Raw genomic sequence first — 26,594 nt, 5'->3', positions numbered from 1 at the left:
ATTATTTGTGCCACCGCAGGCGATAGTCGATCAGCGTGTCGCAGGCCAGCAGCAGGAACAGCAGCAACCCCTGGAACACGCCGGTAATCGCGGCCGGCAGGCCGAGCCGAGATTGCGCCAGTTCACCGCCGATATAAAACAAGGACATGACCAGGCCGCCGAGGATCGCGCCCAGCGGATGCAGACGGCCGACGAAGGCGACGATGATCGCGGCAAATCCATAGCCGGGCGAGATCGACGGCAGCAATTGCCCGATCGGGCCGGCCACTTCAAATGCTCCTGCCAGACCGGCGAATCCGCCCGAGATCAGCAGCGACAGCCACAGCGCGCTGCGGCTGGAGAAGCCGGCATAGCGCGCCGCCAGCGGCGCTAGGCCGCCCACGGTCAGCGCATAACCGCGAAAACTGCGCAGCATGAACACCGTCATGCCGAACGCCGCTGCCAGCATCGCGATAAAGCCGATATGCAAGCGGGTGCCGGGGATCAGCGCCGGCAACAGGAATTCAGCGGAAAAGACCTTCGATTGCGGAAAATTCATGCCATTCGGGTCCTTCAGCGGGCCGTTGACCGCATACATCAACAGCAATTGCGCAATGTAAGTCAGCATCAGCGACACCAGGATTTCGTTGGCATTGAAGCGGTCGCGCAGCAAGGCTGTGATGCCGGCCCACAAGGCGCCGCCGACGATGCCGGCCAGGATCATCAGCAGCAAGCCGAGACTGCCGGGAATGGCGTGCCCCGGCACGTCCAGCCAGACCAGCGTGGCGCCGGCGAACAGGCCGCCGACAATCAGCTGGCCTTCGGCGCCGATGTTCCAGACATTGGCGCGGTAACAGACTGACAGTCCAAGCGCGCACAGCACCAGCGGAATGGTTTTCAGCAGCAGTTCGCTGATGGCGCGCTTACCGTTGAATGGATCGATCAAAAAGACCTTGAGGCCGGCCAGCGGATCCTTGCCCAGCGCGATGAACAGCAGGGCGCCCAGGATCATGGTCAGCACGATCGCGATCAGCGGCGACGCATAGGCCATAGTGCGCGAAGGCGTGCCGCGCAGCTCCAGCCGGAGCGGGATCAGTTGCAGCGGATTAAACATGCGCCGCCTCCGCCATGTCGCCCGCCGCGCCGTGCCACAAGCCGCTCATCCACAAACCGACTTGTTCGCGCGTGGCTTGTTCGATCGGGATGGCCGGCGACAAGCGGCCTTTGGCGATCACATGCAGGCGGTCGCAAATTTCAAACAGCTCATCCAGTTCTTCGGAGATGACCAGCACCGCACAACCTTGCTGCTTGAGCGCCAGCAGCTCGTCGTGGATCTGCGCCGCGGCGCCGACATCGACCCCCCAGGTCGGTTGCGCCACCACGAAGACGGTGGGGGCGCGTTCGATTTCGCGGCCGACGATGAATTTTTGCAGGTTGCCGCCTGACAGGCTCTTGGCCAAGGCCTGCGGACCGCCGGCCTTCACTTTGAAGCGCTGGATGATGGCGGCGGCGGCCGTCCGGGCCGTGTTGAAATCGATCAAGCCATGCTTGACGTACGGCGCTTTCTGGTGCGACAGCAGCATGTTGGCGCTCAAGCTGAGCGACGGCACCGCGCCGCGTCCCAGTCGTTCTTCCGGCACCAGGCCCAGCCCCAAGGCGCGGCGCGGATTGGGACCAAGGTGGGCCACCGGCTGATCCAGCACCCGGATCATCTCCGGCACGGCGCGCTGGTCTTCGCCCGACAGGGCCGCCAACAATTCCTGCTGGCCATTGCCGGAGACCCCGGCGATGCCGACGATTTCACCGGCTCTTACCGCACAATCGATGGCTTGCAGTTCGGTCGCGAAAATATGCGCCTTCGGCAGCGACAACTGATTGAGCAGCAATTTGACCTGACCCGGCGCCGCGGCTGTGCGCCGCTGATGCTGCAGTTCGCCGCCTATCATCATGCGCGACAGGCTGGCGCTGGTTTCCTGGCGAGGATCGCAGACGCCGGTGACTTTGCCGCCGCGCATCACGGTGGCGCGGTGGCACAGTGCGCGAATCTCGTCGAGTTTGTGGCTGATGTACAGAATGCTGCAACCCTCGGCGGCCAGTTGGCGCAGGGTGACAAACAGTTTCTCGACCGCTTGCGGCGTCAGCACCGAGGTCGGCTCGTCCAGGATCAATAGCTGAGGATGAGCCAGCAGGGCGCGCACGATTTCGACCCGTTGCCGCTCGCCTACCGACAGCGTGTGGACGTGGCGATGCGGCTCCAGCTCCAGGCCGTATTTTTCCCCGGTCTGGCGAATTTGCGCGATCAGCGCCGGCATGTTGGTGCTGGACGGCAGGCCGAGCGCAATGTTTTCGGCGACGGTCAGCGTGTCGAATAGGGAAAAATGCTGAAACACCATCGCGATGCCCAGTTTTCGTGCATCTTGCGGCGTGTGCACATGCACCAATTCACCATTCCAGTGCATTGCACCAGAATCGGGCTTGATGGCGCCAAATATGATTTTCATCAACGTCGATTTGCCGGCGCCGTTTTCACCCAATACCGCGTGAATCTCGCCGGGTGCCACGGTCAGGCTGACGTCGTCATTGGCGACGACGCCGGGATAGGTTTTGCGGATATGGGAAATATCCAGCCGGTGCGCGCCCTCAGTCACTTGGTGTTCTTTCTTGTTTTATGCACGGCGTGTCTCACGGTTGACTTACGCACGTTCTTGGTTCATTGCGATCAGCGGCCGGAAAAGTCATTTATCGCACGCTCGGCACAATACCTACCGGCCGGGGAAAATTGTACATAAGAATTGCCGTTATGAATGCCTGTATTGCATGAAGTTATATCAATTTTGTAGGAAAGCACTACCGTCGCCTATACTTGTCATCCCTTTTTGTTTGTAGAAAGAAATGCATTGAACAACCTGTTACTGGTCATTGGAGCGATATTGTTGGTGGCGCTCAACGGCTTTTTCGTCGCGGCCGAATTCGGCTTGGTCAAGTTGCGCCAGACCCGCATCCGCGCCATCGCCAAGACCCAAGGGCTGCGCGGGCGCATTCTGGCGATCGTGCATGGCCAGCTGGATGCTTATCTGTCGGCCTGCCAACTCGGCATTACCCTGGCCTCGCTGGGGCTGGGCTGGATAGGCGAGCCGGCGTTTGCCAGCTTGTTGCAGCCGGTATTTGCGATGCTCGGCATTGCCGCGCCCGAACTGATGCATGCGGTTTCGTTTTTCTTTGCATTTTTCATTATTTCCTATCTCCACATCGTGGCCGGCGAACTGGCGCCGAAGACCATCGCGATCCGCAATCCGGAAGCGATCGGACTATGGTGCGCGCTGCCGCTATACGGTTTTTACTGGGCCATGTATCCGGCCATCTGGATCTTGAATGCCAGCGCCAACTGGATGTTGAAAGCGGTTGGGCTGGGCAATGCGCATGGCCATGACGCGCATTATTCGGCGGACGAATTGAAATTGATTTTGCGCAGCAGCCGCGCCGGCGAAAAATTCAATCGCGACGAGTGGAACGTGCTGGCGCAGTCGCTCGATTTCAGCGAGCTGGAAGTGTCCGACCTGATGCGGCCGGTTAATGAAATAACGGCGCTGCATCAATCGCACAGCTTGCAAGAGAATCTGCAAACCATCTATCGCAATCGTTTCAGCCGCTATCCGTTTTTCGATCGCGACGGCCTCAATGTATTGGGCGTGATTCATCTGAAGGATTTGTTTATCGCGCAGCAGGAAGGCAAGTTGATCGATAGCCTGGACGACTATTTGCGTCCGGTGCAGTACGTGTCGTCGCGCATGCCGGCGCTGGAATTATTCCGCCGCTTCCGTACCGGCGCACCGCATTTCGCCATCATCGGCAAAAAGGGCATGCTGCCCGAGGGTTTCATCACGCTGGATAATCTGCTGGGCGCGATGGTCGGTGAAATTCGCGACGAATTCCGCCGCAACGACAACGAGTGGACACGTCAGGACGACGGTACTTTGCTGGGCAAGGGGAGTTTGCCGATCTTTACGCTGGAGCGGATTCTCGGGGTCGACGTCGTGATCGACGGCGATGAAGATGTCGATTCAGTCGGCGGCCTGATTATGGCAAAGCTCGGCGATTTGCCGCGGGAGGGGCAAAAAATCCAGTTCGACGGCTTTGCTATCGTGGTCAAGAAAATGAATGGCCCGCGGATCGTGCTGGTGAAGGTTTATCCTGAAGCGTGCTTGAGCGAGGTTGAGTAGAAAAAAGCAGGAATGACTTCCTGCTTTTTTTATTGCGCTCTTTACGGCGGACTTTTATTGCCGCATTTATTGCCGTCTTTACTGCATATACCAGCCGTGGCTGACCACGATAGATTGTCCGGTCAGCGCATTTGACTCGAAGCCGCCGAGGAATATCGCTGTTTGCGCCACATCGTGGGTGGTGGTGAACTCGCCGTCGACGGTGTCTTTCAGCATCACGTTCTTGATCACCTGGTCTTCGCTGATGCCCAATTCCTTGGCTTGTTCCGGAATCTGTTTTTCGACCAGCGGTGTGCGCACGAAACCCGGACAGATGACATTGGCGCGGATCTTGTTTTTGGCGCCTTCCTTGGCCACCACTTTTGCCAAGCCGAGCAAGCCGTGTTTGGCCGTGACATAGGGCGCTTTCAGCGGCGACGCTTCATGCGAATGCACCGAGCCCATGTAAATGATGGCCCCGCCTTTGCCGCCCTTGATCATTTCCCGCATCGCGGCCCGCGTGGTCAGGAAAGCGCCGTCCAGGTGGATCGCCAGCATCTTTTTCCAGTTATCCAGCGTCGAGTCGACGATGGGGCTGATGATCTGGATCCCGGCATTGCTGATCAGGACGTCGATGCCGCCGTAAGCGGCCACGGTATCCGCAATCCCTTTATCGACCTGCGCTTCGTCGGTCACGTTCATCGCAACCGCCATGGCGATGCCGCCGGCTTGCGTGATTTCGTTGGCGGTCGCGGTGGCGGCATCCAGCGCCAGATCGGCGATCACCACCTTAGCCCCGGCGCGCGCATATTCGATGGCGATTTCTTTGCCGATACCGCTGGCGGCGCCGGTAATCAATGCGACTTTATCTTTGAGTGACATGGCATTCCTTTATTTTGAGTTGGCGAGATAGTCATAGGCGACCGTGCCGAGCGGCAGGGTCAGGTCCGACAAAATATGTACCGCCGATAGCACTTCCAGTACCGGCAAATCCGCAACCGGGGCTAATGCATGCGGATGCAGCTCGAGCGCGCCGGGGCCGCTCCAGGCACCTTTGATAGTGATGTCGGTCAGGCTGTACTGTACCAGTTCGCAAATACGCGGTGTGCCGTCGACGTGGGGAATGATTTTCAGCAGGAAGCCGGGGGCTGCAAGCGATTTCCTGGCCGTTTCCCGGTCGAGCGCCTGGTGCTTATAACCCATGGTGCCGGTGGCGATCCGGAAGTCGCTGTAATCCAGCGTGCCGATCAAGGTGTCTTTGTGGACCCGCAGTTCCGGCTCTCCCAATTTTTTCGGAAAACCCCACAATTCGCGGCCGCCGGCAATCGGCGGGTGATCGTTCAAATACATGCAGTGCGAATAGCCGCCGGCCACGCCGTCCAGCGTCACCGGAATGACTTGGCCCGATTCGCAGTAATGGCCAAAGCCGGTGGAGTCCGGCATGTTGATGAATTCGAACTTGACGATAGGCTCGACAAATTGCAGCGGTGCGGGAAGGATGCGTTTGAGTGCGGCGGGATCGGTGCGGTAGGTGATGATCAGGAATTCCCGGTCGACAAAGCGGTAGGGGCCGGGAGGGTAGGCCGGATTGTGGATCGGCATGGCAAATGCATTTTGGCGGACATCGTTCTCAGTCATGGTTTTTCCTGGTTAAGAAAAGAACTGCTGTGGGCGATATTGCTGGGTGTGATCAACGGATTGAGACAGTTGACATAGGGAAAAGTTTGATGCTGCTTTCCTTGCCTTTTAAATTCGGGCGTTTCCTCCTTTTCTTGTATAAAAACCATGCATTTTATTGCAGAAATATTATTTCAACATGAATGAATGTAAATCACTTGAGCGATGGTAGCGTTATCAGATAAAGTTGCGCTCCTTGTCACTCTTTCTGAGGTGTCAGGCAGGAAAAGAATTCCAGTATCATCAGCGCAGACCAGTCCCGGCAGTCTGCGCCAGTACCGGCGATATTCTAAAAAAAAACGTAGTAGCAATCGGAGAAGACAAATGACAGAACAAGCGCTGAATAAATCGCCGCTGCAAAAATCACCGCTGTACAAATCGCTCTATGTGCAAGTATTGACCGCCATCGCTATCGGCGTCGTGCTCGGACATTTTTATCCGGAAACCGGCGCCGCAATGAAGCCGCTGGGCGACAGTTTCATCAAGCTGATCAAAATGATCATTGCGCCGGTGATTTTCTGTACCGTGGTAATCGGTATCGCCGGTATGGAAGATATGAAGAAAGTCGGCAAGACCGGCGGTCTGGCCTTGCTTTACTTTGAAGTGATGAGCACCGTCGCATTGATTGTCGGGCTGTTGGTGATTAATGTGTTGCAGCCCGGTTCCGGCATGCATATCGACGTGAATTCGCTGGATACCAAGAGCCTGGCCGCTTATACCGGCCCCGGCAAGATGGAATCGACCACCGAATTCCTGATGCACATCATTCCTTCCAGCATGGTGGACGCGTTTGCCAAGGGCGAGATCCTGCAGGTGCTGCTGATTGCGGTGTTGTTCGGCTTTGCCTTGCACAAGTTCGGCGGCCGCGGCACGCTGGTGTTCGATTTTATCGAGAAGTTCTCGCACGTCCTGTTCGGCATGGTCGGCCTGATCATGAAAGCGGCTCCGATCGGCGCCTTTGGCGCGATGGCTTTCACCATCGGCAAGTACGGCCTGGGCTCCTTGCTGTCGCTGGGCAAGCTGATGGGAGCGTTTTATATGACCTGTCTGCTGTTCATCTTCGTGGTGCTCGGCATCGTCACCCGGCTGCATGGCTTCAGCGTCTGGAAGTTCGTCAAATACATCAAGGAAGAATTGCTGATCGTGCTCGGCACCTCGTCATCGGAGTCGGTATTGCCGCGCCTGATGGGCAAGATGGAAAATCTGGGCGCCAAGAAATCGGTGGTCGGCCTGGTGATTCCGACCGGCTACTCGTTCAACCTGGACGGCACCTCGATCTACCTGACGATGGCCGCGGTATTTATCGCCCAAGCCACCGATACGCCGATGTCGCTGATGCAGCAACTGACGCTGCTGGCCGTATTGCTGCTGACGTCCAAAGGCGCGGCCGGGGTCACCGGCAGCGGTTTCATCGTGCTGGCCGCCACCTTGTCGGCGGTAGGGCACGTGCCGGTCGCCGGACTGGCCTTGATTCTCGGGATCGACCGCTTCATGTCCGAAGCGCGGGCCTTGACCAATACCGTCGGCAATGGCGTGGCGACCTTGATCGTGGCGAAATGGACCGGTGAACTGGATGAGCAGCAACTGCACCGTCAACTGGACAATAAAGGGATAGATGCGGAGCAGGAACTGGCGCTGAAAGAGGCTGCGATAGCGAAAGCCGATATGCGCGACCACACCTAAAAAGTAGGGCGGATGAGCGAAGCGTTATCCGCCGCTGGATGTGCCGCATGTGGTTGACGCATCCAGAACGGCGGATAACGCTGCGCTCATCCGCCCTACGTTGCGGTCAAAAAAAAAGAGGCCGACCCCATCTGGGGCGACCTCTTTTTTCTTACGTCAACTTATTTACGCCAATTTGACCGCGTGTTCCCGCGTCTCATGGAACGTCAATTGCGGCCAGCGCTCCTGCGTCAGGCGCAGATTCACCCCGGAAGTCGCCAGATACGCCATGTTGCCGGCGGCATCGTAGGCGACGTTATGACCGGCGGAGGATTTCTCGAAGTCGGCCAGGATCTTTTTGTCTTCGCACGAAATCCAGCGCGCGCTGCTGATGCTGGTGCCTTCGAATACGGCATCGACGCCGTACTCGTTGAGCAAGCGGCTGGCGACCACTTCAAACTGCAGCACGCCGACCGCGCCCAGAACCAGGTCGCTGCTGGTAACCGGCTTGAAAACCTGTACCGCGCCTTCTTCGCCTAGCTGCTGCAAGCCCTTGTGCAATTGCTTGATCTTGAGCGGATTGCGGATCCGCACCGAGCGAAAGAAGTCCGGCGCAAAGTAGGGGATGCCGGTGAACTGCAATGGCTCACCTTCCGAAAAACTGTCGCCGATCTGCATATTGCCGTGATTCGGCAAGCCGATGATGTCGCCGGCATAGGCCTCTTCCACCTGCTCGCGGCTGGACGCCATGAAGGTCACCACGCTGGATACCTTGATTTCGCGGTTCAGGCGCAGGTGCTTGATCTTCATGCCGCGCTGGAAATGGCCGGAGCAAACTCGCAGGAACGCAATCCGGTCGCGGTGCGCCGGGTCCATATTGGCCTGGATCTTGAACACGAAACCCGAGAACGGCGCTTCGGTCGGTTGCACCGAACGCACGGTCGCGTCGCGCGAGCCGGGCGGCTGCGCCCAGTCGATCAGCGCGTTCAGGATTTCGCGGATACCGAAGTTATTGATTGCCGAGCCAAAGAATACCGGCGTCTGCACCCCGGCCAGGAAAGCGTCGGCATCGAACGGATGCGAAGCGCCGTGCACCAGTTCGACTTCCATCCGCAGTTGCTCGATTTCGCGCGGGAACATTTCATCCAGGCGCGGATTGTCGATGCCCTTGATCACTTCGAAATCCTGGTCGGCCTTGTCGTTGCCGGCTGCGAACAGCAGGATTTCATCGCGCAGCAGGTGATACACGCCGCGGAACGTCTTGCCCATGCCGATCGGCCAGGTGACCGGTGCGCACTGGATCTTCAGCACCGATTCCAACTCGTCCAGCAATTCCAGCGGATCGCGGGTTTCGCGGTCCATCTTGTTCATCAGGGTGATGATCGGCGTGTTGCGCATGCGGCAGACGTTCAACAGCTTGATGGTCTGCGCTTCGACGCCCTTGGCGGCATCGATCACCATCAGCGCCGAATCGACCGCCGTCAATACGCGGTAAGTATCTTCCGAGAAATCCTGGTGGCCCGGCGTGTCGAGCAGGTTGACCACGTGGTCGCGGTATTCGAACTGCATGACCGAGCTGGCGACCGAAATCCCGCGCTGCTTTTCGATGTCCATCCAGTCCGAGGTCGCATGGCGGCCGCTCTTGCGGCCCTTGACGGTGCCGGCCAGCTGAATCGCGCCCGAGAACAGCAGCAGTTTTTCGGTCAGCGTGGTTTTGCCGGCATCCGGGTGAGAGATGATGCCGAAAGTGCGGCGGCGCGCCACTTCGCTGGCGATCTGCTCGGTGGAAACGTTATTGGCAATGATGTCGGCGTCATCGCCATTGGCGTTCGGCAGATCGGAAACGGATTCTTGCATGATGCGTGGTTCAAGCGATATCGTCGCTTGCCTTGAATATGATTCGGAAAAAAACGGAAAACGTGATGTTGGCGCTGCGGCACCATGTTGGCATTTCCGGGAACCCGCGATTATAGCGTATGTGGGGGTGCCCGGAAGAGTCAGGGCGCGCCGGACGGCCATACCATCTGCCGCGACTCGCCCATCAAAAACGCCCGGTTCGGTTCAATCGCCTCGCGCAGATAGCGCCACAGCGCCGCGACCCGCGCCACGTTGCGGGTTTCGGTGGCGGCCACCAGCCAGAATGTGCGCTGGATATCGACTTGGCCGTCCAGCACCGGGACCAGATCGTCGCTCTGCTGCGCCAGGAAGCACGGCAAAATCGCCAGCCCCTGGCCGCTGCGGGCCGCTGTGTATTGGGCAATCACGCTGGTGCTGCGAAAAGCCCGGAAAGCCGATGGCGCGACGTTGTCCTTGTAGCGCAGCTCTTCGCTGAACACCAGGTCGTCGACATAGCCGATGAAGGCATGGCTGGCCAGATCCTGCACCGAGGCTATCGCCGGATGCTGCGCCAGATAGGACGGGGTGGCGTACAGCTTGAGCAGGTAGTCGGTCAGCTTGGTCACCACGTAGTTGCCGCTTTGCGGGCGTTCGATGGTGACGCTGATGTCGGCTTCGCGCTTGGATAGATTGACGAAGCGCGGCACCGGCAGCAAATCGACGGTGATATGCGGATGGCGCGCGCAAAAATGCGCCAGATGCGGCGCCAGCACAAAGGTGCCGAAACCTTCCGTCGCGCCCAGCCGCACTTGTCCCGACAACAAGCGATTGTGACCGCTCAGTTCCTCGGCGGCGGCATATACCGTGCTCTCAATCCGTTCCGCGTATTCGATCAGGCGATGGCCTTCGGCGGTCAGCGTATAGCCCTGGTTATTGCGCTCGAACAGCTGGCTGCCGACTTGCTCTTCGAAGCGCCGCATGCGGCGCGAGACGGTGGAGTGATCGATGCCCAGTTTTTTGGCGGCATCGACCAGGCCCTGGCTGCGGGTCAGTTCCAGAAAAACGCGCAAATTGTCCCAATCCAGCATGGTTTATCGTCCTTGGTCGACTTGCTGCTTTGCATAAACGCAAAGCCATTGTGGAATATTGCCTATTGTTTCAATAATAATGCACATGCAGAATGTCTTCGCACCAATTTTTATAAAAATAGGGGACATGCATGCATAACAAAGTATTTGCTCGCAGTTTGGCGGTTGCTTTATCTGCATTTTTTGTACTGAGCGTGGGTGTGGGTTTGAGTTCTTTGAACGCCCAGGCGCAAGCGCCCGATGTCTATAAGGTCGGCATCCTGACCGATATGTCGGGGCCGTACTCGGCGATGGGCGGGCCGGGCTCGCTGGTAGCCGCCAAGATGGCGCTGGAAGATTGCTTGAAAGCCGAATGCAAGGGCATGAAAATCGAGCTGCTGAGCGCCGATCACCAGAACAAGGCCGACATCGGCGCCTCCAAGGCGCGCGAATGGCTGGACCGCGACAAGGTCGATGCGATCGCCGACTTGACTAACTCCTCGGTCGCGCTGGCGGTGCAGCGGCTGATTCGCGATAAGGGCGGCATCGCCATGTACAGCGGCCCGGCGACCACCGTGCTGACCAATGCCGAATGCGCGGCAAACGGCTTCCACTGGATGTTCGACACCTACTCGCAAGCGGCCGGTGCGGCTGCCGCGCTGACCCGGATGGGCGAGAAATCCTGGTACTTCGTCACCGTCGATTACGCCTTCGGTCAGTCGCTGGAGAAAGACGCCGGGAATGTCGTCAAAAGCCTGGGCGGCAGCGTCGTCGGCTCGGTCCGGCATCCGCTGAATGCCAGCGACCTGTCGTCCTTCCTGTTGCAGGCGCAAAGTTCGAAGGCGCAAGTGATTGGATTAGCCAATGGCGGTCAGGACACCGTCAACGCGATCAAGCAAGCGCGCTCTTTCGGCGTCGGCAGCAAGAACCAGCGGCTGGCGGCGTTGCTGGTGTTTTTGTCGGACGTCCATGCGCTCGGTTTGAACGATGCGCACGGTCTGGTTTACACCGATGGCTTCTACTGGGATTTCGACAACGACACCCGGCAATTTTCGAAGCGCTTTGAAGCGCTGGACAAAGGCAGCAAACCGACGATGGTGCATGCCGGCGTCTACTCCAGCGTCTACCACTACCTGAAAGCCGCAGCCGCCACCAAGTCGCACGACTGGAAAGTGGTCAGCCAGAAAATGCGCGAGATCCCGATCCAGGATGCCGTCATGCGCAATGCCTCGATCCGCCCCGATGGTCGGGTGATCCACGACATGTATCTGTATCAGGTAAAGACACCGGCCGAATCCAAAGCACCCTGGGATTACCTGAAACTGCTGTCGACGATTCCTGCGCAGCAGGCTTTCAAGCCTATGGATGGGTCTTGTTCCCTCACTCCTCTAGCTATCAAGCACTGAACCTCAACCTCAAGGAAGTCATCATGTCTCAAGCCAACATCCCCAACGTGCCGCTCTACATCGGCGGCAAAGAAGTCCAATCCACCAGCACTGAATGGCGCGAAGTACGGAATCCGGCCACTCAGCAAGTGGTGGCGCGGGTGCCGTTCGCCACCAAGGCGGAAGTCGATCAGGCCGTCGCCAACGCCAAGGAAGCCTTCCGCAGCTGGCGCAACACATCGCTGGCGCAACGCATGCGCATCATGCTCAAGTTCCAGCAGCTGCTGCGCGACAATATCGCGCCGCTGGCCGAACTGATCACGCGCGAGCACGGCAAGACCCTGCCCGATGCCGAGGGCGAAGTGATGCGCGGGCTGGAAGTGGTCGAGCATGCTTGCTCGGTCACCTCGCTGCAACTGGGCGAACTGGCGGAAAACGCCGCTACCGGCGTCGATGTCTACACCATCAACCAGCCGCTGGGCGTCGGCGCCGGCATCACCGCCTTCAATTTCCCGGTGATGCTGCCGTGCTTCATGTTCCCGGTCGCGGTTGCCTGCGGCAATACCTTCGTGTTGAAGCCGTCCGAGCAGGACCCGTCGTCATCGCTGTTCCTGGTGGAGCTGGCGCAGCAGGCCGGTTTGCCGCCGGGCGTGCTGAACGTGGTGCACGGCGGACCGGAGGTGGCCAATATGCTGTGCGATCACCCTGACATCAAGGCGATCTCGTTCATCGGCTCGACCCACGTCGGCACCCATATCTACCGCCGTGCCAGCGAAGCCGGCAAGCGCGCCCAATGCATGATGGGCGCCAAGAATCATTGCATCGTGCTGCCCGACGCCAACAAGGATCAAGCCATCAATAACTTGCTCGGCGCCGCCTTCGGCGCTGCCGGTCAGCGCTGCATGGCGAACTCGGTGGTGGTGCTGGTCGGCCAGGCGCGCGACTGGCTGCCGGAAATCGTCGAACGCTCGCGCACCCTCAAAGTGGGACCGGGCAGCGATCGCACTGCCGACCTCGGGCCTATGGTGTCGAAAGCCGCCAAGGAACGCACCGAGCGCCTGATTGGAACCGGGGTGGAGCAGGGCGCGAAACTGATGCTGGACGGTCGCAATTACGCGGTGAGCGGCTATCCGGACGGCAATTTCGTTGGGCCGACCATCTTTGCCGGCGTCAAAACCGATATGGATATTTATCAGCAGGAAATTTTCGGACCGGCGATGTGCGTGGTCGAACTCGACACGCTGGATCAGGCGATTGCATTCATCAACGCCAATCCGAACGGCAACGGCACCTCGATTTTCACCTCATCGGGTTGGGCCGCACGCAAATTCCAGAACGAGATCGACGTCGGCCAGGTCGGCATCAATGTGCCGATCCCGGTGCCGGTCGCCTATTTCAGCTTCACCGGCTCGCGCGCCTCGAAGCTCGGTGATCTGGGGCCGAACGGCAAGCAGGCGGTGCAGTTCTGGACCCAGACCAAGACCGTCACCGCGCGCTGGTTTGCGCCGGATCAGGATGGCGGCCAGGTGAATACGACGATTTCGATGAAGTAAATCAAACACAGTCACGTAGGGCGGAAAAGCGCAGCGTCTTCCGCCGTCTCGGATGCATCACACACATGCGGCACATCCAACGGCGGATAACGCTGCGCTCATCCGCCCTACGCCGACAACACACAGGAGACTTGCATGAACAGCGAAATCGCTTTTATCGGCCTCGGCCACATGGGTTTACCGATGGCCTTGAATCTGGTGCATGCCGGCTTGACCGTCAGTGGTCACGATCTGGTTGCGACCAGCGTTGAGAAGTTTGTCGCCGGCGGCGGCAGCACACACGCCGATCTGGCAGCCGCGGTCGGTGCGGCCAAGATTGTCATCACGATGCTGCCCGCCAGCCGCCACGTCGAGTCGGCATATCTCGGCGCCAACGGCATCCTGGCGCAGGCCAAGCCGGGCACGCTGCTGATCGATTGCTCGACCATCTCGCCCGACAGCGCCCGCAAAGTTGCGGCAGCGGCGCGCGACAAGGGCTTTACGATGGTTGATGCGCCGGTCTCGGGCGGCACCGCCGGTGCTGCTGCCGGTACATTGACGTTTATCGTGGGCGGTTCGGATGCGGGGTTTGCCGCCGCCAAACCGTATCTCGAAAAGATGGGCAAGGCGATTTTTCATGCCGGCGACAACGGCAGCGGCCAGACCGTCAAGGTGTGCAACAACATGCTGCTCGGGATCATGATGGTCGGCACCTCGGAGGCGATCCGGCTGGGGATGGCGAACGGCATGAATCCGAAAGTGCTGTCCGAAATCATGAGCAAAAGCTCGGGCCGCAACTGGGTGCTGGAAGTCTACAATCCATGCCCCGGCGTAATGGATACCGCGCCGGCTTCGCATGACTACAGCGGCGGTTTCGGGGTCGACCTGATGCTGAAGGATCTGGGACTGGCGGAAGAAAATGCCTTGTCCACCGGCTGCAGCGTGCCGCTCGGGTCATTGGCGCGCAATTTGTACGATATCCATAGCAAGAGCGGCGCCGGCGGGCTGGATTTTTCCAGTATCTTCAGTATGTTGGCGAAGGCGGAGTGAGGCGACTTTTAGTTACGCTCAGATGACCTTAACCGGATTTGAGCAGGCGCTTCCGTTCTGCCGTGTATGACCACCATGGGAGCGCCGGCGCCCCTTCCATGAAGCGCACCACCGAGATGAAAACGTCAATCACACAAGGGTCGTGCCTGGCGCCGGTTTTTGCGCAAAGGGCGTCGTACATCTCGAACGGCGATTTGCCGACCAGCTGATCGGGCCTGTGGATGCCGATGCAGCGCAGGTCGGCGGCGCCGGCTTTGCCGATATTGGGAAGATCTTCCAGTTTGACGACGGCTTCTCTCTCGATGTTTTTCGGCATTTCAGTCTCCGTGGTATTCAATTAGCTGCGGTCCGGGCAGTCTCAGGCTGGCTTATCGGCCGCGGTGCAGCGGTCGCCGGCCGCGCCGCCCATTGTCCCAGCCATACGCTCAACAGGATAACCGCTGCTCCCAGTATTTGTAACGAAGACAGGTGTTGTTCAAGCACCAGCCAGCCGAGCAAGGTCGCCGTCACCGGGCTCAGCAGACCGAGCGAGGAGGCTGCCGCCGCTTGCAGTTTTTGCAGACCGCGGAACCAAAGCCAATAAGTCAGTCCGGCGCCGATCAGACCCAGATAGACGAAGCCGACGATATTCCGACCGCTTAAAGCCGGCAGCGGCGGCTCGAACCATAAGGCCAGCGGCAGCAACAGCAAGCCGCCGGCACTCAGTTGCCATGCGGTAAACGTGAGCAAGGGCACCGACGGCCGCCAGCGCTTGCTGAGAGTGGTGCCGATCGCCATCGAGACCGCGCCCAGCAAGCCGGCGCCGATGCCGATCGCGTCCAGCTTGGCCGATGGCGTCAGCACCAGCAGCGCGACGCCGAAGATGCCGGCCGCGCCCGCTAACAGCGCCAAACGGCGCGGTGCGTCGCGAAACAGTAGCCATGAAAAAAGAATCACCATCAGCGGCTGAATCGCCCCGACCGTAGCGGCCACGCCGCCCGGCAAGCGGTAGGCGGAAATAAACAGCAAGGCCCAGAACAACGTGAAATTCAACGCGCCGAGCACAAACACCCGCAACCACCAGATGCCGCTCGGCAGCTGGCGCAGCAAGACCAGCAGGATCAGGCCGATCGGTAGCGCGCGCAGCATCGCCAGCGTCAGCGGGTAGCCGGATGGCAGCAACTGAGTGGTGACCAGATAGGTGCTGCCCCAGATTGCCGGGGCGAGCGCAGTCAGCAGGGTGTCGGTCAGGGTGTTGTTTGAATTTTTCATGGCATCCATTTTCAAATCGTTGATCTTCTTGCAATCAATCTTCATGTGAACTATCTTCACATCAAGACAAATGGATTTTACAGCGCTTTCTCTTGATGTCAAGATACTGTCTTGGCTAATTTTCTCTGGCCCGACTCAATGTGCTTGAAATAATGAAAACAGACAAAGTAGATGAAATTCTTAAGCAGTGGCAGCGCGAGCGGCCGGATCTCGACAGCTCGCCGATGGGCATTATTGGCCGCATCGGTCGTCTGTCCACTTATCTGGAGCGTGGGGTAAATGACGGGCTGGCGCAGTTCGACCTGACCCGCTGGTCGTTCGATGTGCTGGCCACATTGCGCCGCGCCGGTGCGCCGTATCGCTTGTCGCCGAATGAATTATTGCAATCGCTGATGATCACTTCCGGCACCATGACCAATCGCATCGATCACCTGGAACGCGCCGGACTTGTCGAGCGCGGGCATAACCCGGATGACCGGCGCAGCGTATTGATCAGCCTGACCGCAAGCGGTCTCGAATTGGTTGAGAAGGCGGTGGCGGCGCACGTCGCCAACGAGCATCGCCTGCTGGCCGAATTGGGTGAAGCGGACAGGGAGCAGTTGGCGGGATTGTTGCGTCAGTTGCTGGTCAGATTTGAATCCTGACCGGCGCGTTTTGGATGGCCGATGGGCGAAAAAAAACGCTGCGGAAAATCGGCAGCGTTTTTTGCAAGCGGGAAGGTATTAACCGCGCTTTTTGAACTCGTTGGTGCGTGTGTCGATTTCAATCTTGTCGTCTGTGCTGATAAACAATGGCACCATGACTGTGTGCTGCTTGGCTTCGATGGCGTTTTCGATCTTGGCTTCTTTCAGGACGTTGCCCGAAGTGTTGCCCTTGACCGCTGGTTCCGAATAAACCACTTGGCGCACGATAGTGGTCGGCAGTTCGACCGAAATTGCTTTGCCGTCGTAAAACACAGCTTCGCATTCCATGCCGTCTTTCAGGTAGTTCAGCGCATCGCCCAGGTTCTCTTCTTCAATTTCGTACTGCTCGTAGTCGGCGTCCATGAATACAAACAGCGGATCGGCGAAATACGAATAGGTCACAGGCTTTTTGTCGAGCACGACGACATCGAACTTGTCGTCGCCGCGGAACACGTTTTCCTGAGGGCTATTTGTCAGAAGATTCTTCATCTTCCACTTGTAGGTGAAGCCTGTGCGGCTCGAGCCGTTGACATCCGAGCGCAAGACGATCATCGGCTTGCTATCAACCATAATGATGTTGCCAACACGAATTTCTTTTGCAAATTTCATAGGGAATAGTCGTAAAAAGTAGGTTACTTGAAAATCATCTGTAGCCTACTGGCATGAAGCGCCGCAAGCCCACGTATGATTGAATTTTTAAAATGCGTCAAAAATTAGCCTAGTATTCTAACCCATTTTTGAATATCTCTTACTGAACTGTTTCGGCAAATTTCAGTAAATTAGCGGTCAAATCGCCATTTGCCGACAACTGGAGCTGCCAATCGACGGACATGTCGGCAATTTTTTGCAGGTCAGCTTCAAACGACGGCCATAGCGCAGCCCAATCGATGGCTGTTTTCGCGGCGGCATTCCAGGCTAAGGAGAATTCGACCAAGCTCTCCGTTTTTGCTGAATAGCGCTGCAAAAATGCGTTCAATTTAACGTGGTGCAAGTCTTTGTCTTGCGGGTAGATGTGCCAGACAAAAGGTTTGCCAGCCCACTGCGCGCGCACGAAGGAATCTTCTCCCCGCACAAAATTGAGGTCGCATGCCCATAACAGCTTGTCGTAATCAGGCTGTGGAATAAAAGGCAGCACACGCACCGTTAACGCATCGCGGCTCGCGCTTGCTCCCGCCTTTGCCACTTGCCCGAGAAAGGCTTGCACGGCATCGACCGCAACGCCTTCCGGCACCAGACAGGTAATCGCTGTGCCGCTGCTTTGCCATGCATCGAATAAGGCTGAAACCGGCGCCTGCGGATAGCAAAACAGCGAGACCTTCAGCGATGCCATCTCTGCCGGCGTGACGCCGAATTGTCCGAGAAAAGCGGCCATTTCCGCTTGATCCTGTTGATATGCCTGGCGCTGTTGCTGCAATCCGGATTCGAGCAGCAGGCCGCCGGTTTTGCCGGTGAAGCCAGGGAAAAAGAAATACTTGGTCAAGGACGATTGATGAGGTGACGACAATGTATGGCAGCCCTCTACCCATTCTTCCGCGCTATGGCCTTCCAGGTTTAGCCACACCGGACGAGGAGTGCGCTCTGCCATTGCTGCAATATATCCAGGCGGGATGTCGCAGGCAAAAAATTCGATCACGATATCGGCCACATCGCTGGCCGCAAACACGCCGTTTTGATCGCGCCAATGGCGTACCGTCACGCTGCCGATCTGTTGCGTCTCGCGGTCGATGGCGACTTCCGGGCAAATCCGCTGAAAACTCCGCAAATCGTCCACCCACAAGGTGACGGCGATGCCGTGTTCCTGCTCCAACTGCCGTGTCAAACGCCAGCAGATCCCGATGTCGCCATAGTTGTCGACGACTTTGCAAAACAGCGCCAGCGATGTGGTTTGATGCTCTTTCGGATGCATTTTTTGGTGGCTCAAGATTCAAATTTCGACAGTGTAATGTAATAATGCCGCCCCCCGTATCACACTGGACGATGAAAGATGACTAACGAGCGCGACCTGATTGCCAATCTGACGCTGGCGGTAATCGATTTGGCAGGGGCCGTGGCGCAGATAGCGGAAACCATGCCGGCGCACACCAAAGCGCAAATAAACGATTCCTTGAATGTGGCGGTAACCAAGCTGGAAATGGTGGCCATCGCCATCAGTGAATGCGCCGAGACTTTACCGGCCGACGACGGATCGGCCGCCACTCCGGCCGCCAACCTGCCTGACGCATGACTGCGGATCGCAGTCCTTATTTCTTGCGCGCCTTGGCTAGCTCATGCGCGGCCGCGGCCTGTTCGAACCGTTCGCGGGTGGTCTCTTCATCGCGCGTGCCGAACGCGTAATTGGCTTCCAGCCACATGACGTTGATGATGCCGAACGCCAGCGCCAGCCCGACCCCTAGTATCCATGCGAAGTACCACATCATTTTCTCCTTAATAGGCGGTGTGTTCGTTATCTTCGATATGCTTCAGCGTCACCTTGCCGCGCATCACGCGATACACCCAGCCGGTGTACAGCATGATGATCGGCATGATGATCGCCACCACCCAGAACATAATGCCAAGCGTCTTGTGGCTCGAAACCGCATCCCAGATCGTCAGGCTGCTTTTAGGATCGAGCGACGAAGGCATGATGAATGGGAACATCGAGGCGGCAGCGGTCAGGATGATGCCGGTCACGGCGACGCCGCTGGACAGGAAAGCCGCCAGCACCTTGTGCGCAATGCTGAACGCCAGGCACAGCAAGGCGGCTGCGATAGTCCCGATCGGCAGCGCCCAGATGGCAGGCCAGCGCGCATAGTTGTCGAGCCAGGCGCCGTTGACGACGGTGACGGTTTTGGCGAGCGGCATGAAAGCGGTATTCGGATCGGGCATCGCCGTGATGCGATAGCCGTCGATGCCGAGCGCAATCCAGATTCCGCCGATGACGAATAGCACGACGGTTGCCAGCGCCGCAATCCTGGCGGCATTGCGCGCCCGCAGCGCAATCGCGCCATCGGTTTTGACCTGCAGGAAAGCGGCGCCATGCATGGTCAGCATCGCCACGCTCAGTAAGCCGGACAACAGTCCGAACGGATTGAGCAAGCCGAAAAAGCTGCCGGTATATTCGACCCGCATGCTGTCGTCGTAATGAAACGGCACGCCCAGCAGCAGGTTGCCGAAAGCGACCCCGAAAATAAGCGCCGGCACAATGCCGCCGGCAAACAGCCCCCAATCCCAGAAATTGCGCCAGCGGGTATCGGCCACTTTGCTGCGATAGTCGAAGCCGACCGGACGGAAAAACAGCGAAAACAGCAGCAGCATCAGCGCCACATAAAAGCCGGAAAACGCCGCGCCATAGACCAGCGGCCACACTGCGAACAGGGCGCCGCCGGCGGTGATGAACCAGGTCTGGTTGCCTTCCCAGGTGCTGCCGATGGCATTGATGACGACTCTGCGTTCGCCATCCGTTTTGCCGATGAACGGCAGCAGCATGCCGACCCCGAAATCGAAGCCGCCGGTCAACGCGAAGCCGATGATCAGCACGCCGACAAAGCCCCACCAGATTATTTTCAAGGTTTCGTAATCGAAGATCATGGCGTTCCCTTCAGTTTGGCGGCTTGCAGTTTTTCCAGCGCTTCCCAGTGGTATTTGCCGGTATGCAGGCTGCTCGGCCCGCGGCGCGCGTATTTCACCATCAGGATCATTTCAATCACGAACAGGAAAGTATAGAAGCCGAGGAAGCCGGCCAGGCTGAAATACAGGCTGCCCGGTTGCAGCGTGGAAGCCGACAAATGGGTCGGCAGCACGCCGGAGATGGTCCACGGCTGGCGTCCGTATTCGGCCAGCAGCCAACCCAGTTCGATCGCGACCCAAGGCAATGGAATGCTGACCATCGCCAGCCGCAACAACCAGCGCTGCGGCGCCAGTTTTTTGCGGATCAGGAAATAGAACGAGCTGGCAAAAATAAACAGGAACAGCAGCCCCAGCCCGACCATCAGTCGGAACGACCAGAACATCGGCGCAATTTTCGGGAAGGTGTCGTTGACCGCCATCGCGATCTGCTGCGGCGTGGCGTCGATCACCGCCGGCGTGTATTTCTTCAGCAGCAGGCCGAAGCCGAGATCGCGTTTCAGCAGTTCGAATTCGCCGATGGCGGCCGGCGATATGTCGCCGGATTTGAGGCGGGTGAGCGCGGCGTAAGCCAGCATGCCGTTGCGGATGCGGACTTCATGTTCTCGCTTCAGGTCCTGGATGCCGGCGATCTGCTTGTCGACCGAGCGGGTGCCGATCAAGCCCAGCACATACGGAATCTTGATGGCATAGTCGGTGCGCTGCTCCTTCTCGTTCGGCCAGCCGAACACGGTGATGCCGGCCGGCGCCGGTTCGGTATGCCACTCGGCTTCCATCGCCGCCATCTTGACTTTGTTGACCTCGCCGGCGGTATAGCCGGACTCATCGCCGAGCACGATCACCGACAAGGTCGAGGCCAGTCCAAAGCCGGCGGCAATCGCAAACGAGCGCAACGCAAATGCGGTGTCGCGGCCTTTCAGCAGATAAAAGGCGGAGATGCCGAGCACGAACATTGACGCCGCCACATAACCGGCCGACAGCGTGTGCACGAATTTGACCTGTGCCACCGGATTGAAGATCACATCGACGATGCTGGTCAGTTCCATCCGCATGGTTTCGTAATTGAATTCGGCGCCGACCGGATTGTTCATCCAGCCGTTGGCAATCAGGATCCACAGCGCCGACAGGCTGGAGCCGAGCGCCACCAGGAAGGTGATAAGCAGATGCTGGACCCGCGACAAGCGATCCCAGCCGAAGAAGAACAAGCCGACGAAAGTCGATTCGAGGAAGAACGCCATCATCCCCTCCAGCGCCAGCGGCGTGCCGAAGATGTCGCCGACGTAATGCGAGTAATACGACCAGTTGGTGCCGAACTGGAATTCCAGCGTGATGCCGGTGGCGATCCCCATCGCAAAATTAATCCCGAACAGCTTGCCCCAGAAGCGCGTCATGTCCTTGTAGATAGGACTGCCGGTCATCACGTAGACCGACTCCATGATGACCAGGATCCATGCCAGACCCAGCGTCAGCGGCACGAACAAAAAATGGAACATTGCGGTGGCGGCAAATTGCAGCCGCGACAGATTGACAACTTCTTCAATGGGAATCATGAGGCGCCTCGGGTCGGGAGGTTGGATAAGAGGGGAGCGATGCCGGCGCGACAGCTTGGCTGGTCAGCAGGTGCTGTTCGACCTGGGCGGTCGGCATGCGCATCTTTTTGGTTTGCGGTTCGGAGAAAAAGGCTTTCCAGAGCAGCGTCAGCAGAGCGATCTTGACGATCAGGATCAGGCCGATTTCGAGCGCCAGCGGCAAGCGCGTCAAACGTTTCTTCAGCGTGAACGACGGCATGCGTCTATTCCTTGGTATGAACGTTCAATCGCACGTCAGGATGATCGCTGGTGGTCTTGCTTTTGCTACTGAGGGGCGTGCGGAACTTGTCGCGCACATCCAGCAATTTCTTGACCTTGGAACCCATCTTCATCAGCGATGACAGCGTTTCGGGCGAAAGCCGCTGCACGTCATCGAACCACGAGCTGGACAATTCAATCAAATTGTACATTTCACGCATCCGTTGCTGAGCCTGCTTGTCGCCATCGGTAGTGGGATTTTCCAGCAAGGCGTCGCGCAGCATCGACAGCGTCGGTTCGATTTCGCGGCGGCGGCGTTCTTCCAGAAGGGTCTTGAAAATGTCCCAGATATCCTTGGGCGGCTCGAAGTATTCGCGACGGTCGCCGGGCTGGTGCAGCAGCTTGACCAGACGCCAGGATTGCAATTCCTTCAAACCCATGCTGACGTTGGAACGGGAGAACGATAGATACTCGGCAATCTGATCGGCGTTCAGCGGTTGCCCCAGCACATACAGCAACGCATAAATCTGGCCAACGGTACGGTTAATCCCCCAGCGGCTGCCCATTTCGCCGAAATGCGAAATGAAGCGCTGCGTCAAAGGGGTGAGGGGGCTTAGGGTGATGGATGAGTTGGCGGCGCTGCTGGAAGGGTCGGTTTGCATGGTGATGTTTAATGCTGTTTTGAATTTTCAGTAATTACTGGAATATATGTTAAAGCAGGAAATCCTGCAAGCTAAAGTTGGGGAAATGGCAAAATAATCGCGACGTTGCGTTCGGATTATCAAGGGGGCGGATTCGAATTCAGGAGCACTGAATGCAATGATCTTGCGGCATTCACATCTGAACCATGAGCGGACTTTGGCATCGAAATCAATGCCGCCAATTACTTGGGAGTTCATCATGAAACGTCTCGCTATCTTGTTTTCGTTGGCCGTATTGCTCGGCGGCTGTATAGCGGTGCCGTATGGCTCGGATGGGGAAGGAGCGCATGGCGATCGCGGCGGCGACTGGCATGGACACCGTGACGACCGAGGGGGAGAGCGCCGCGAAGGCCATCACGACGATCGGGGTGGCTCCGGTTACTAGCGGACTGTAACAATAGATTCGATAGTGCCTGTCGCGCACCAGACGCGCATGGCGGCGTTGCAAATGCTTGCGATAGCCCACTATCGCTGCGCTGTGCGCCTTGCCCTGCACGCCGGGGCTTGAAAAGCCTTCCGCTATTTGCTGCCGTATGTTCGCTAGCGAACGGAAACCCTTGATCTTGTAGCGCAGACTTCAGCGTGACTTAACGGAACATCCATTTCTCTGGATTGTGTGAACACGTTCATCGGTGTGTGAGCTGATTTTTGCTAGTGAATCAATACGCCCGCGCATCAGTCGATGCCATCCGTTGTGAATGAATCTTGTTTGAGCGCCTGCGTTATTCAAGGCATTTCCGCTTGATTTGTCGCAGATTTTTTTCGTTTTCGAGAAAGGGGTTCACCATGAAATATTCGATTCTTTTACTGACGCTTGTCGGATCCGTCGCGTTGACAGCCTGTGATCGTCAACCGGCAACGGTCGCCGTTCCGGTCCCGGTTCCTGGACCAGCCGGTGCGCCTGGACAGCAGGGAGCACCTGGGCCGGCTGGTGCGGCTGCTTCGGCTGGCAATGAGGGCGCCCAAGGCGCAACCGGTGCTACCGGCGCAACTGGAGCGTCGGGCGGCGAGGGCGCCAAAGGCGATACCGGGGATACCGGTAAGACTGGCAAGGCCGGTGATACTGTGGTCGTTGTTCCGAAGTAACTACGCCTGCGACACATGGGAATTCGGCTGCCGATCGCGTCACGATCTCAAGCCGGATTACTCGTGTGCCGTGACGGTGGCGCAGATAAGCGTCTGCATTTGACAGCACAAACTTTCCGGACGGCCGGAACTTCAGCATCAGGGGTGCGGCGATCCTGAAAGAGTCAGGCATCAATCTAAACAAGAAATTTGTCGGCTACTGATCGGATAGGTAAATCGGTTTTTAGCAGCAGAGGACAAAATGAACTTAATCATCGGTCTTATCGTATATCTTGTCGTGTTCGGACTCATATGGTGGCTAATCAGTATGCTGCCGCTACCGGCGCCGGTGGCGCAGATTGTCCGCATTCTATTCATCATCTTGCTGATCTTGATGATTCTGTCGGTGGTCGGCATCCTCCCTGGCGGTTATCTGCCGCATATCCACCTGTAGCCGGAGCGCTGCCTGGCTGCTTGATTACATTGGGAGTCGTACTGCGTTGACGCGAAGAGGATGCAATGCATCCTCTTCGTTTACTCAGGCTGGCTTCTGATCCGGTTTCGAAGTCCGGCTCAGATCTTGAGGCGCGATACCTTGGTGCCTTCCAGCGTCAGGTTGGCCATCAGGCCGCTATTGGTCAGGACGAATGCCAGCACCGCTGCGGTCGCCGTGTCGGTGTCGATGTTGCCGTTGGCGCCGATCTTCATCACGGCGACCGATGCATCGCCGCCGACCGACCAGCCTTCGCTGTTGCGGAATTTGTTGAACGCTTCCTGGGTCATGAACAGGAAAATGATCGCTTTCGACTGCGCGCCGATCTGCAATCCGACCGAGGCCGACGCCGTGCTGTAATAGCCCGCAGTCGTATTGCCGGTCCGCAGCGCGCCTTCGCCGTACTGCCCGCCGACCCAGAATCCGGCGGCGATGACCGACGGGAACACCAGCGCGCCGTGCGCCTTTGCCACCAATTCACGCGCGCCCGGCGCCGCCGTGTACAGCCGCGCCAGAGCGGTATCGACGCCCGCATCGATTTCATGACGACGCTTGCCCTTATCGGCATTGGAGTCGGCCGTCGTGGTGGTGGTGCAGCCTACAGCTGTCAAACCGGTGACCGCGAGCGAGGCGGCCGTCTTCAGCATGAAATCACGTCTATACATAATGATCTCCATCGGGTTAAACGAAAAGCTGGTTTTAAACACGCAAGCACGCAAAGAAAAATCATGTGGCCTCTTTGGACGCCACTGCCGGTAGTCCTATTTGCCGAATTGGACTTTGGTCGATGCGATGCAAGTATCCTTCGCGGCACCGGCCAAGGCGCTGCATTTCTCAAGGGCGGCGTCATACTGGGCGTCGCGCGTATCTTCACGCGCCTCGGTTTTTGCTTCGGCCACTTTCTTGTGGGCCTTGGCGTCGGCTATCGCCTTGGTCTCGACCGCCTTGGCTTCTTTAATGCAGACATCTTTGTCGTTACCCACCATGGCGCCGCATTTGGCCTTGGCTACCGCATAGTCGGCTTCGGCCATGGCAATCCGCGCACTGGTCCTGGCCTTGAGAGTGTGCTTGAATTGCGCTTCGGCTTCGGCATTGCTGCGCTTCTCGGCGGCCTTGGCTTCTTCAATGCACACATCTTTCGGATTGCCGGTGAGCGAATCACATTTTGCGCGTGCAATTTTGTAGTCGGCTGCCGCGCTGTCTTCGGCTGCTTTATAAGTGGCTTTTGCTTCAGGCGTTGCGGCTGGTGCGGTGGATGCGAAGCCAAGGGTGGCAGCGCATACAAACAGACATGCGAATAGTTTGTTCATGATTTTTCCTTGTCGGGTGGCGGAAGTTAAGGAGCGTCTTTCTTATGACGTTCTTCGAATTCCTTGATTTGCTTTTCGGCTTCGTCCTTGCCGACGCCATAGGTTTCCTGGATTTTTCCGGCGAGCTGATCGCGTTTGCCTGCAATCGTGTCGAGGTGATCGTCGGTGAGCTTGCCCCATTGCTCTTTTACCTTGCCTTTGAATTGCTTCCAATTTCCTGCAACGATGTCCCAATTCATTTGAGTCTCCTTTTAAGCGCGATTTACCTTGGAGTAGCGGCAATCGACATCCATATCAACAGCCACCGCGTCAATACAACGAGCATGTCAAATTCCGCATACTCGAAAACAGGCGAAATGCTTTTTTTTTGAAGCATATTTTTTGAAAAAATCGATTGCGAAACGCATTTTTCGGGACCGCAGTTCGCGTTGTCTGTTAGAAATTCTAGGTTATATAAACTGATTTACAAGACAAATACAGAATCGCATTCAAGTTTGTTCGGCCTCAATACGGCGGCGTAACTGATGCCGGGTCAACGCAGCAATTCGGCGTAGGCCCGCCGATCCACGGCATAACAATCGCAGGCCGCAGCTTCGAGTCCGCTGCGGTCTAGCACCCTTAAGTCGCCGCGGCGGTATTCGATCAACCCGCTGCGTTGCAAGGCGCTGGCGGCAGTCGTGATGCCGACGCGACGCACGCCGAGCATGTAGGACAGAAATTCGTGCGTCATACGGAAGCTGTCGGAGTGGGCGCGGTCCTGGCTCATCAGCAGCCAGCGCGCCAGGCGCGGACCGATCAGGTGAGAGCGAAGACACACGGCCGACGTCGCCATCTGCGCCATCAGCACATAGAGGTAGCGGTTCAGGCCGCGCTGCAGTGCGGCGCTGCATGCCAGTTCACTGCGGAAAGTGGCGGTGCCGATGCGCCAGGCCGAACCCGGGCCTTGCACCAACGCATGCAATGGCGCGGTAACCACGCCCAGCACCAACTGCGCGCCCAGCATGCCTTCACGGCCCACCATGCCGACTTCCACGCCCGGACTGCCATCGATCCGCGCCACCAGCGAAATGAAACCGTCGATCGGGAAGTAGACATAACGAGTCGGCGTACCGGGCTCGCACAGCACTTCTGCCAGCTCCAGTTTGACCGGCTCGCAGACGGCAAGCAGATGCAGGCGGTCCTTGCGCGGAAGCAGTTCGATCAAGTGGTTCTCTATGGTGGCCAACCTGACTCTCCTGTGTATTGCCGGCCCCTCCGTGCGAGGGGCGGGCCGAAGGCCGTGTCGCCGCATAATGCCGTTTCGGCCTATGGAAT

At 58.0% G+C, this 26,594-nt stretch carries 28 protein-coding genes; 9 read left to right on the top strand and 19 right to left on the bottom strand.

The genetic code is table 11. The annotated features are described in order from the left end of the window. Position 1: 1 nt before the first annotated feature. Both ACFPM8_RS07740 and ACFPM8_RS07735 read right to left on the bottom strand, forming a co-directional pair. On the bottom strand, positions 2–1,093 hold the full coding sequence (locus tag ACFPM8_RS07740) for an ABC transporter permease (protein ID WP_378996736.1): 1,092 nt from the start codon (positions 1,091–1,093) through the stop codon (positions 2–4). Then, complete coding sequence (locus ACFPM8_RS07735; protein ID WP_378996735.1) at positions 1,086–2,627, bottom strand: ABC transporter ATP-binding protein; 1,542 nt, start codon at positions 2,625–2,627, stop codon at positions 1,086–1,088. Before ACFPM8_RS07735 ends, ACFPM8_RS07740 begins: the two co-directional genes overlap by 8 nt. Positions 2,628–2,876: 249 nt before the next feature. Here ACFPM8_RS07735 and ACFPM8_RS07730 point away from each other — a divergent pair, with 249 nt between their 5' ends. Next, a complete protein-coding gene (locus ACFPM8_RS07730; protein WP_378996733.1) occupies positions 2,877–4,199 on the top strand; it encodes a hemolysin family protein in 1,323 nt (440 codons plus the stop codon). 78 nt (positions 4,200–4,277) lie between these two features. Here ACFPM8_RS07730 and ACFPM8_RS07725 read toward each other — a convergent pair whose 3' ends face one another. Then, positions 4,278–5,060: a 3-hydroxybutyrate dehydrogenase gene (locus ACFPM8_RS07725; RefSeq protein ID WP_378996731.1), complete on the bottom strand. Its 783-nt coding sequence runs from the start codon at positions 5,058–5,060 to the stop codon at positions 4,278–4,280. A gap of 9 nt (positions 5,061–5,069) precedes the next feature. After that, positions 5,070–5,816 (bottom strand): acetoacetate decarboxylase, encoded by a 747-nt coding sequence (locus ACFPM8_RS07720; RefSeq protein WP_378996730.1) that lies wholly within the window; start codon positions 5,814–5,816, stop codon positions 5,070–5,072. Between the two features lie 363 nt (positions 5,817–6,179). On the opposite strand from ACFPM8_RS07720, the gene ACFPM8_RS07715 reads away from it, so the two are divergent. Next, positions 6,180–7,538 (top strand): dicarboxylate/amino acid:cation symporter, encoded by a 1,359-nt coding sequence (locus ACFPM8_RS07715; RefSeq protein ID WP_378996728.1) that lies wholly within the window; start codon positions 6,180–6,182, stop codon positions 7,536–7,538. A 165-nt stretch (positions 7,539–7,703) separates the two neighbouring features. On the opposite strand, the gene ACFPM8_RS07710 is transcribed toward ACFPM8_RS07715, so the two are convergent. Continuing rightward, positions 7,704–9,374, bottom strand: coding sequence for a peptide chain release factor 3 (locus ACFPM8_RS07710; protein WP_378996726.1), 1,671 nt, complete (start codon positions 9,372–9,374; stop codon positions 7,704–7,706). A gap of 140 nt (positions 9,375–9,514) precedes the next feature. After that, the gene (locus ACFPM8_RS07705; protein ID WP_378996724.1) at positions 9,515–10,441 is read right to left on the bottom strand and encodes a LysR family transcriptional regulator; all 927 of its coding nucleotides are present in this window, start codon (positions 10,439–10,441) and stop codon (positions 9,515–9,517) included. A 131-nt stretch (positions 10,442–10,572) separates the two neighbouring features. Between ACFPM8_RS07705 and ACFPM8_RS07700 the strand changes: the two genes are divergently transcribed. From ACFPM8_RS07700 to mmsB, 3 genes are all read left to right on the top strand, one after another. Next, positions 10,573–11,826: an ABC transporter substrate-binding protein gene (locus ACFPM8_RS07700; protein WP_378996721.1), complete on the top strand. Its 1,254-nt coding sequence runs from the start codon at positions 10,573–10,575 to the stop codon at positions 11,824–11,826. A 23-nt stretch (positions 11,827–11,849) separates the two neighbouring features. Beyond that, entirely contained in the window at positions 11,850–13,358 is a 1,509-nt protein-coding gene (locus ACFPM8_RS07695; RefSeq protein ID WP_378996719.1) for a CoA-acylating methylmalonate-semialdehyde dehydrogenase, read from the top strand. 135 nt (positions 13,359–13,493) lie between these two features. Beyond that, entirely contained in the window at positions 13,494–14,387 is an 894-nt protein-coding gene (mmsB, locus tag ACFPM8_RS07690; RefSeq protein ID WP_378996717.1) for a 3-hydroxyisobutyrate dehydrogenase, read from the top strand. 28 nt (positions 14,388–14,415) lie between these two features. Here mmsB and ACFPM8_RS07685 read toward each other — a convergent pair whose 3' ends face one another. Together ACFPM8_RS07685 and ACFPM8_RS07680 are read right to left on the bottom strand one after the other, a co-directional pair. Then, complete coding sequence (locus ACFPM8_RS07685; RefSeq protein ID WP_378996715.1) at positions 14,416–14,703, bottom strand: helix-hairpin-helix domain-containing protein; 288 nt, start codon at positions 14,701–14,703, stop codon at positions 14,416–14,418. A 17-nt stretch (positions 14,704–14,720) separates the two neighbouring features. Continuing rightward, the gene (locus ACFPM8_RS07680) at positions 14,721–15,638 is read right to left on the bottom strand and encodes an EamA family transporter (RefSeq protein ID WP_378997427.1); all 918 of its coding nucleotides are present in this window, start codon (positions 15,636–15,638) and stop codon (positions 14,721–14,723) included. 152 nt (positions 15,639–15,790) lie between these two features. Here ACFPM8_RS07680 and ACFPM8_RS07675 point away from each other — a divergent pair, with 152 nt between their 5' ends. After that, on the top strand, positions 15,791–16,282 hold the full coding sequence (locus tag ACFPM8_RS07675) for a MarR family winged helix-turn-helix transcriptional regulator (protein WP_378996713.1): 492 nt from the start codon (positions 15,791–15,793) through the stop codon (positions 16,280–16,282). A 78-nt stretch (positions 16,283–16,360) separates the two neighbouring features. On the opposite strand, the gene ACFPM8_RS07670 is transcribed toward ACFPM8_RS07675, so the two are convergent. Together ACFPM8_RS07670 and earP are read right to left on the bottom strand one after the other, a co-directional pair. After that, the gene (locus ACFPM8_RS07670) at positions 16,361–16,930 is read right to left on the bottom strand and encodes an elongation factor P (RefSeq protein WP_378996711.1); all 570 of its coding nucleotides are present in this window, start codon (positions 16,928–16,930) and stop codon (positions 16,361–16,363) included. Between the two features lie 139 nt (positions 16,931–17,069). Next, a complete protein-coding gene (gene earP, locus ACFPM8_RS07665; RefSeq protein WP_378997426.1) occupies positions 17,070–18,227 on the bottom strand; it encodes an elongation factor P maturation arginine rhamnosyltransferase EarP in 1,158 nt (385 codons plus the stop codon). 78 nt (positions 18,228–18,305) lie between these two features. On the opposite strand from earP, the gene ACFPM8_RS07660 reads away from it, so the two are divergent. Beyond that, complete coding sequence (locus ACFPM8_RS07660; RefSeq protein ID WP_378996709.1) at positions 18,306–18,545, top strand: hypothetical protein; 240 nt, start codon at positions 18,306–18,308, stop codon at positions 18,543–18,545. A 16-nt stretch (positions 18,546–18,561) separates the two neighbouring features. Here ACFPM8_RS07660 and cydX read toward each other — a convergent pair whose 3' ends face one another. The 5 genes from cydX to ACFPM8_RS07635 are packed head-to-tail and all read right to left on the bottom strand — an operon-like array spanning position 18,562 to position 22,373. Beyond that, a complete protein-coding gene (cydX, locus tag ACFPM8_RS07655; protein ID WP_378996707.1) occupies positions 18,562–18,735 on the bottom strand; it encodes a cytochrome bd-I oxidase subunit CydX in 174 nt (57 codons plus the stop codon). A 10-nt stretch (positions 18,736–18,745) separates the two neighbouring features. After that, complete coding sequence (gene cydB, locus ACFPM8_RS07650) at positions 18,746–19,888, bottom strand: cytochrome d ubiquinol oxidase subunit II (protein WP_378996705.1); 1,143 nt, start codon at positions 19,886–19,888, stop codon at positions 18,746–18,748. Next, positions 19,885–21,474, bottom strand: coding sequence for a cytochrome ubiquinol oxidase subunit I (locus ACFPM8_RS07645; protein WP_378996703.1), 1,590 nt, complete (start codon positions 21,472–21,474; stop codon positions 19,885–19,887). Before ACFPM8_RS07645 ends, cydB begins: the two co-directional genes overlap by 4 nt. Then, on the bottom strand, positions 21,461–21,712 hold the full coding sequence (gene cydP, locus ACFPM8_RS07640; RefSeq protein ID WP_378996701.1) for a cytochrome oxidase putative small subunit CydP: 252 nt from the start codon (positions 21,710–21,712) through the stop codon (positions 21,461–21,463). The genes ACFPM8_RS07645 and cydP overlap by 14 nt, the downstream gene beginning before the upstream one ends. 4 nt (positions 21,713–21,716) lie before the next feature. After that, a complete protein-coding gene (locus tag ACFPM8_RS07635; protein ID WP_378996699.1) occupies positions 21,717–22,373 on the bottom strand; it encodes a GbsR/MarR family transcriptional regulator in 657 nt (218 codons plus the stop codon). A gap of 238 nt (positions 22,374–22,611) precedes the next feature. Here ACFPM8_RS07635 and ACFPM8_RS07630 point away from each other — a divergent pair, with 238 nt between their 5' ends. Both ACFPM8_RS07630 and ACFPM8_RS07625 read left to right on the top strand, forming a co-directional pair. Further along, positions 22,612–22,797: a hypothetical protein gene (locus ACFPM8_RS07630; protein WP_378996697.1), complete on the top strand. Its 186-nt coding sequence runs from the start codon at positions 22,612–22,614 to the stop codon at positions 22,795–22,797. 942 nt (positions 22,798–23,739) lie between these two features. After that, the gene (locus ACFPM8_RS07625) at positions 23,740–23,931 is read left to right on the top strand and encodes a Thivi_2564 family membrane protein (protein WP_378996695.1); all 192 of its coding nucleotides are present in this window, start codon (positions 23,740–23,742) and stop codon (positions 23,929–23,931) included. A 119-nt stretch (positions 23,932–24,050) separates the two neighbouring features. On the opposite strand, the gene ACFPM8_RS07620 is transcribed toward ACFPM8_RS07625, so the two are convergent. The 4 genes from ACFPM8_RS07620 to ACFPM8_RS07605 all read right to left on the bottom strand — a co-directional run bounded on the left by ACFPM8_RS07620 (position 24,051) and on the right by ACFPM8_RS07605 (position 26,505). Then, positions 24,051–24,635, bottom strand: coding sequence for a BPSL1445 family SYLF domain-containing lipoprotein (locus ACFPM8_RS07620; RefSeq protein WP_378996693.1), 585 nt, complete (start codon positions 24,633–24,635; stop codon positions 24,051–24,053). 96 nt (positions 24,636–24,731) lie between these two features. Further along, positions 24,732–25,280, bottom strand: coding sequence for a hypothetical protein (locus ACFPM8_RS07615; RefSeq protein WP_378996692.1), 549 nt, complete (start codon positions 25,278–25,280; stop codon positions 24,732–24,734). A 26-nt stretch (positions 25,281–25,306) separates the two neighbouring features. After that, positions 25,307–25,519 carry a CsbD family protein gene (locus ACFPM8_RS07610; protein ID WP_378996689.1) on the bottom strand — a complete coding sequence of 71 codons (213 nt, stop codon included), beginning with the start codon at positions 25,517–25,519 and terminating at the stop codon, positions 25,307–25,309. A gap of 293 nt (positions 25,520–25,812) precedes the next feature. Beyond that, positions 25,813–26,505 carry a Crp/Fnr family transcriptional regulator gene (locus ACFPM8_RS07605; RefSeq protein WP_378996686.1) on the bottom strand — a complete coding sequence of 231 codons (693 nt, stop codon included), beginning with the start codon at positions 26,503–26,505 and terminating at the stop codon, positions 25,813–25,815. Between the last annotated feature and the right edge of the window lie 89 nt (positions 26,506–26,594).

The sequence above is a fragment of the Paraherbaspirillum soli genome (assembly GCF_042654985.1).
Lineage (GTDB): Bacteria > Pseudomonadota > Gammaproteobacteria > Burkholderiales > Burkholderiaceae_D > Paraherbaspirillum > Paraherbaspirillum soli.
Note: the sequence above shows the minus strand (reverse complement) of the source record. Positions and strands in the feature narration are given on the sequence as shown.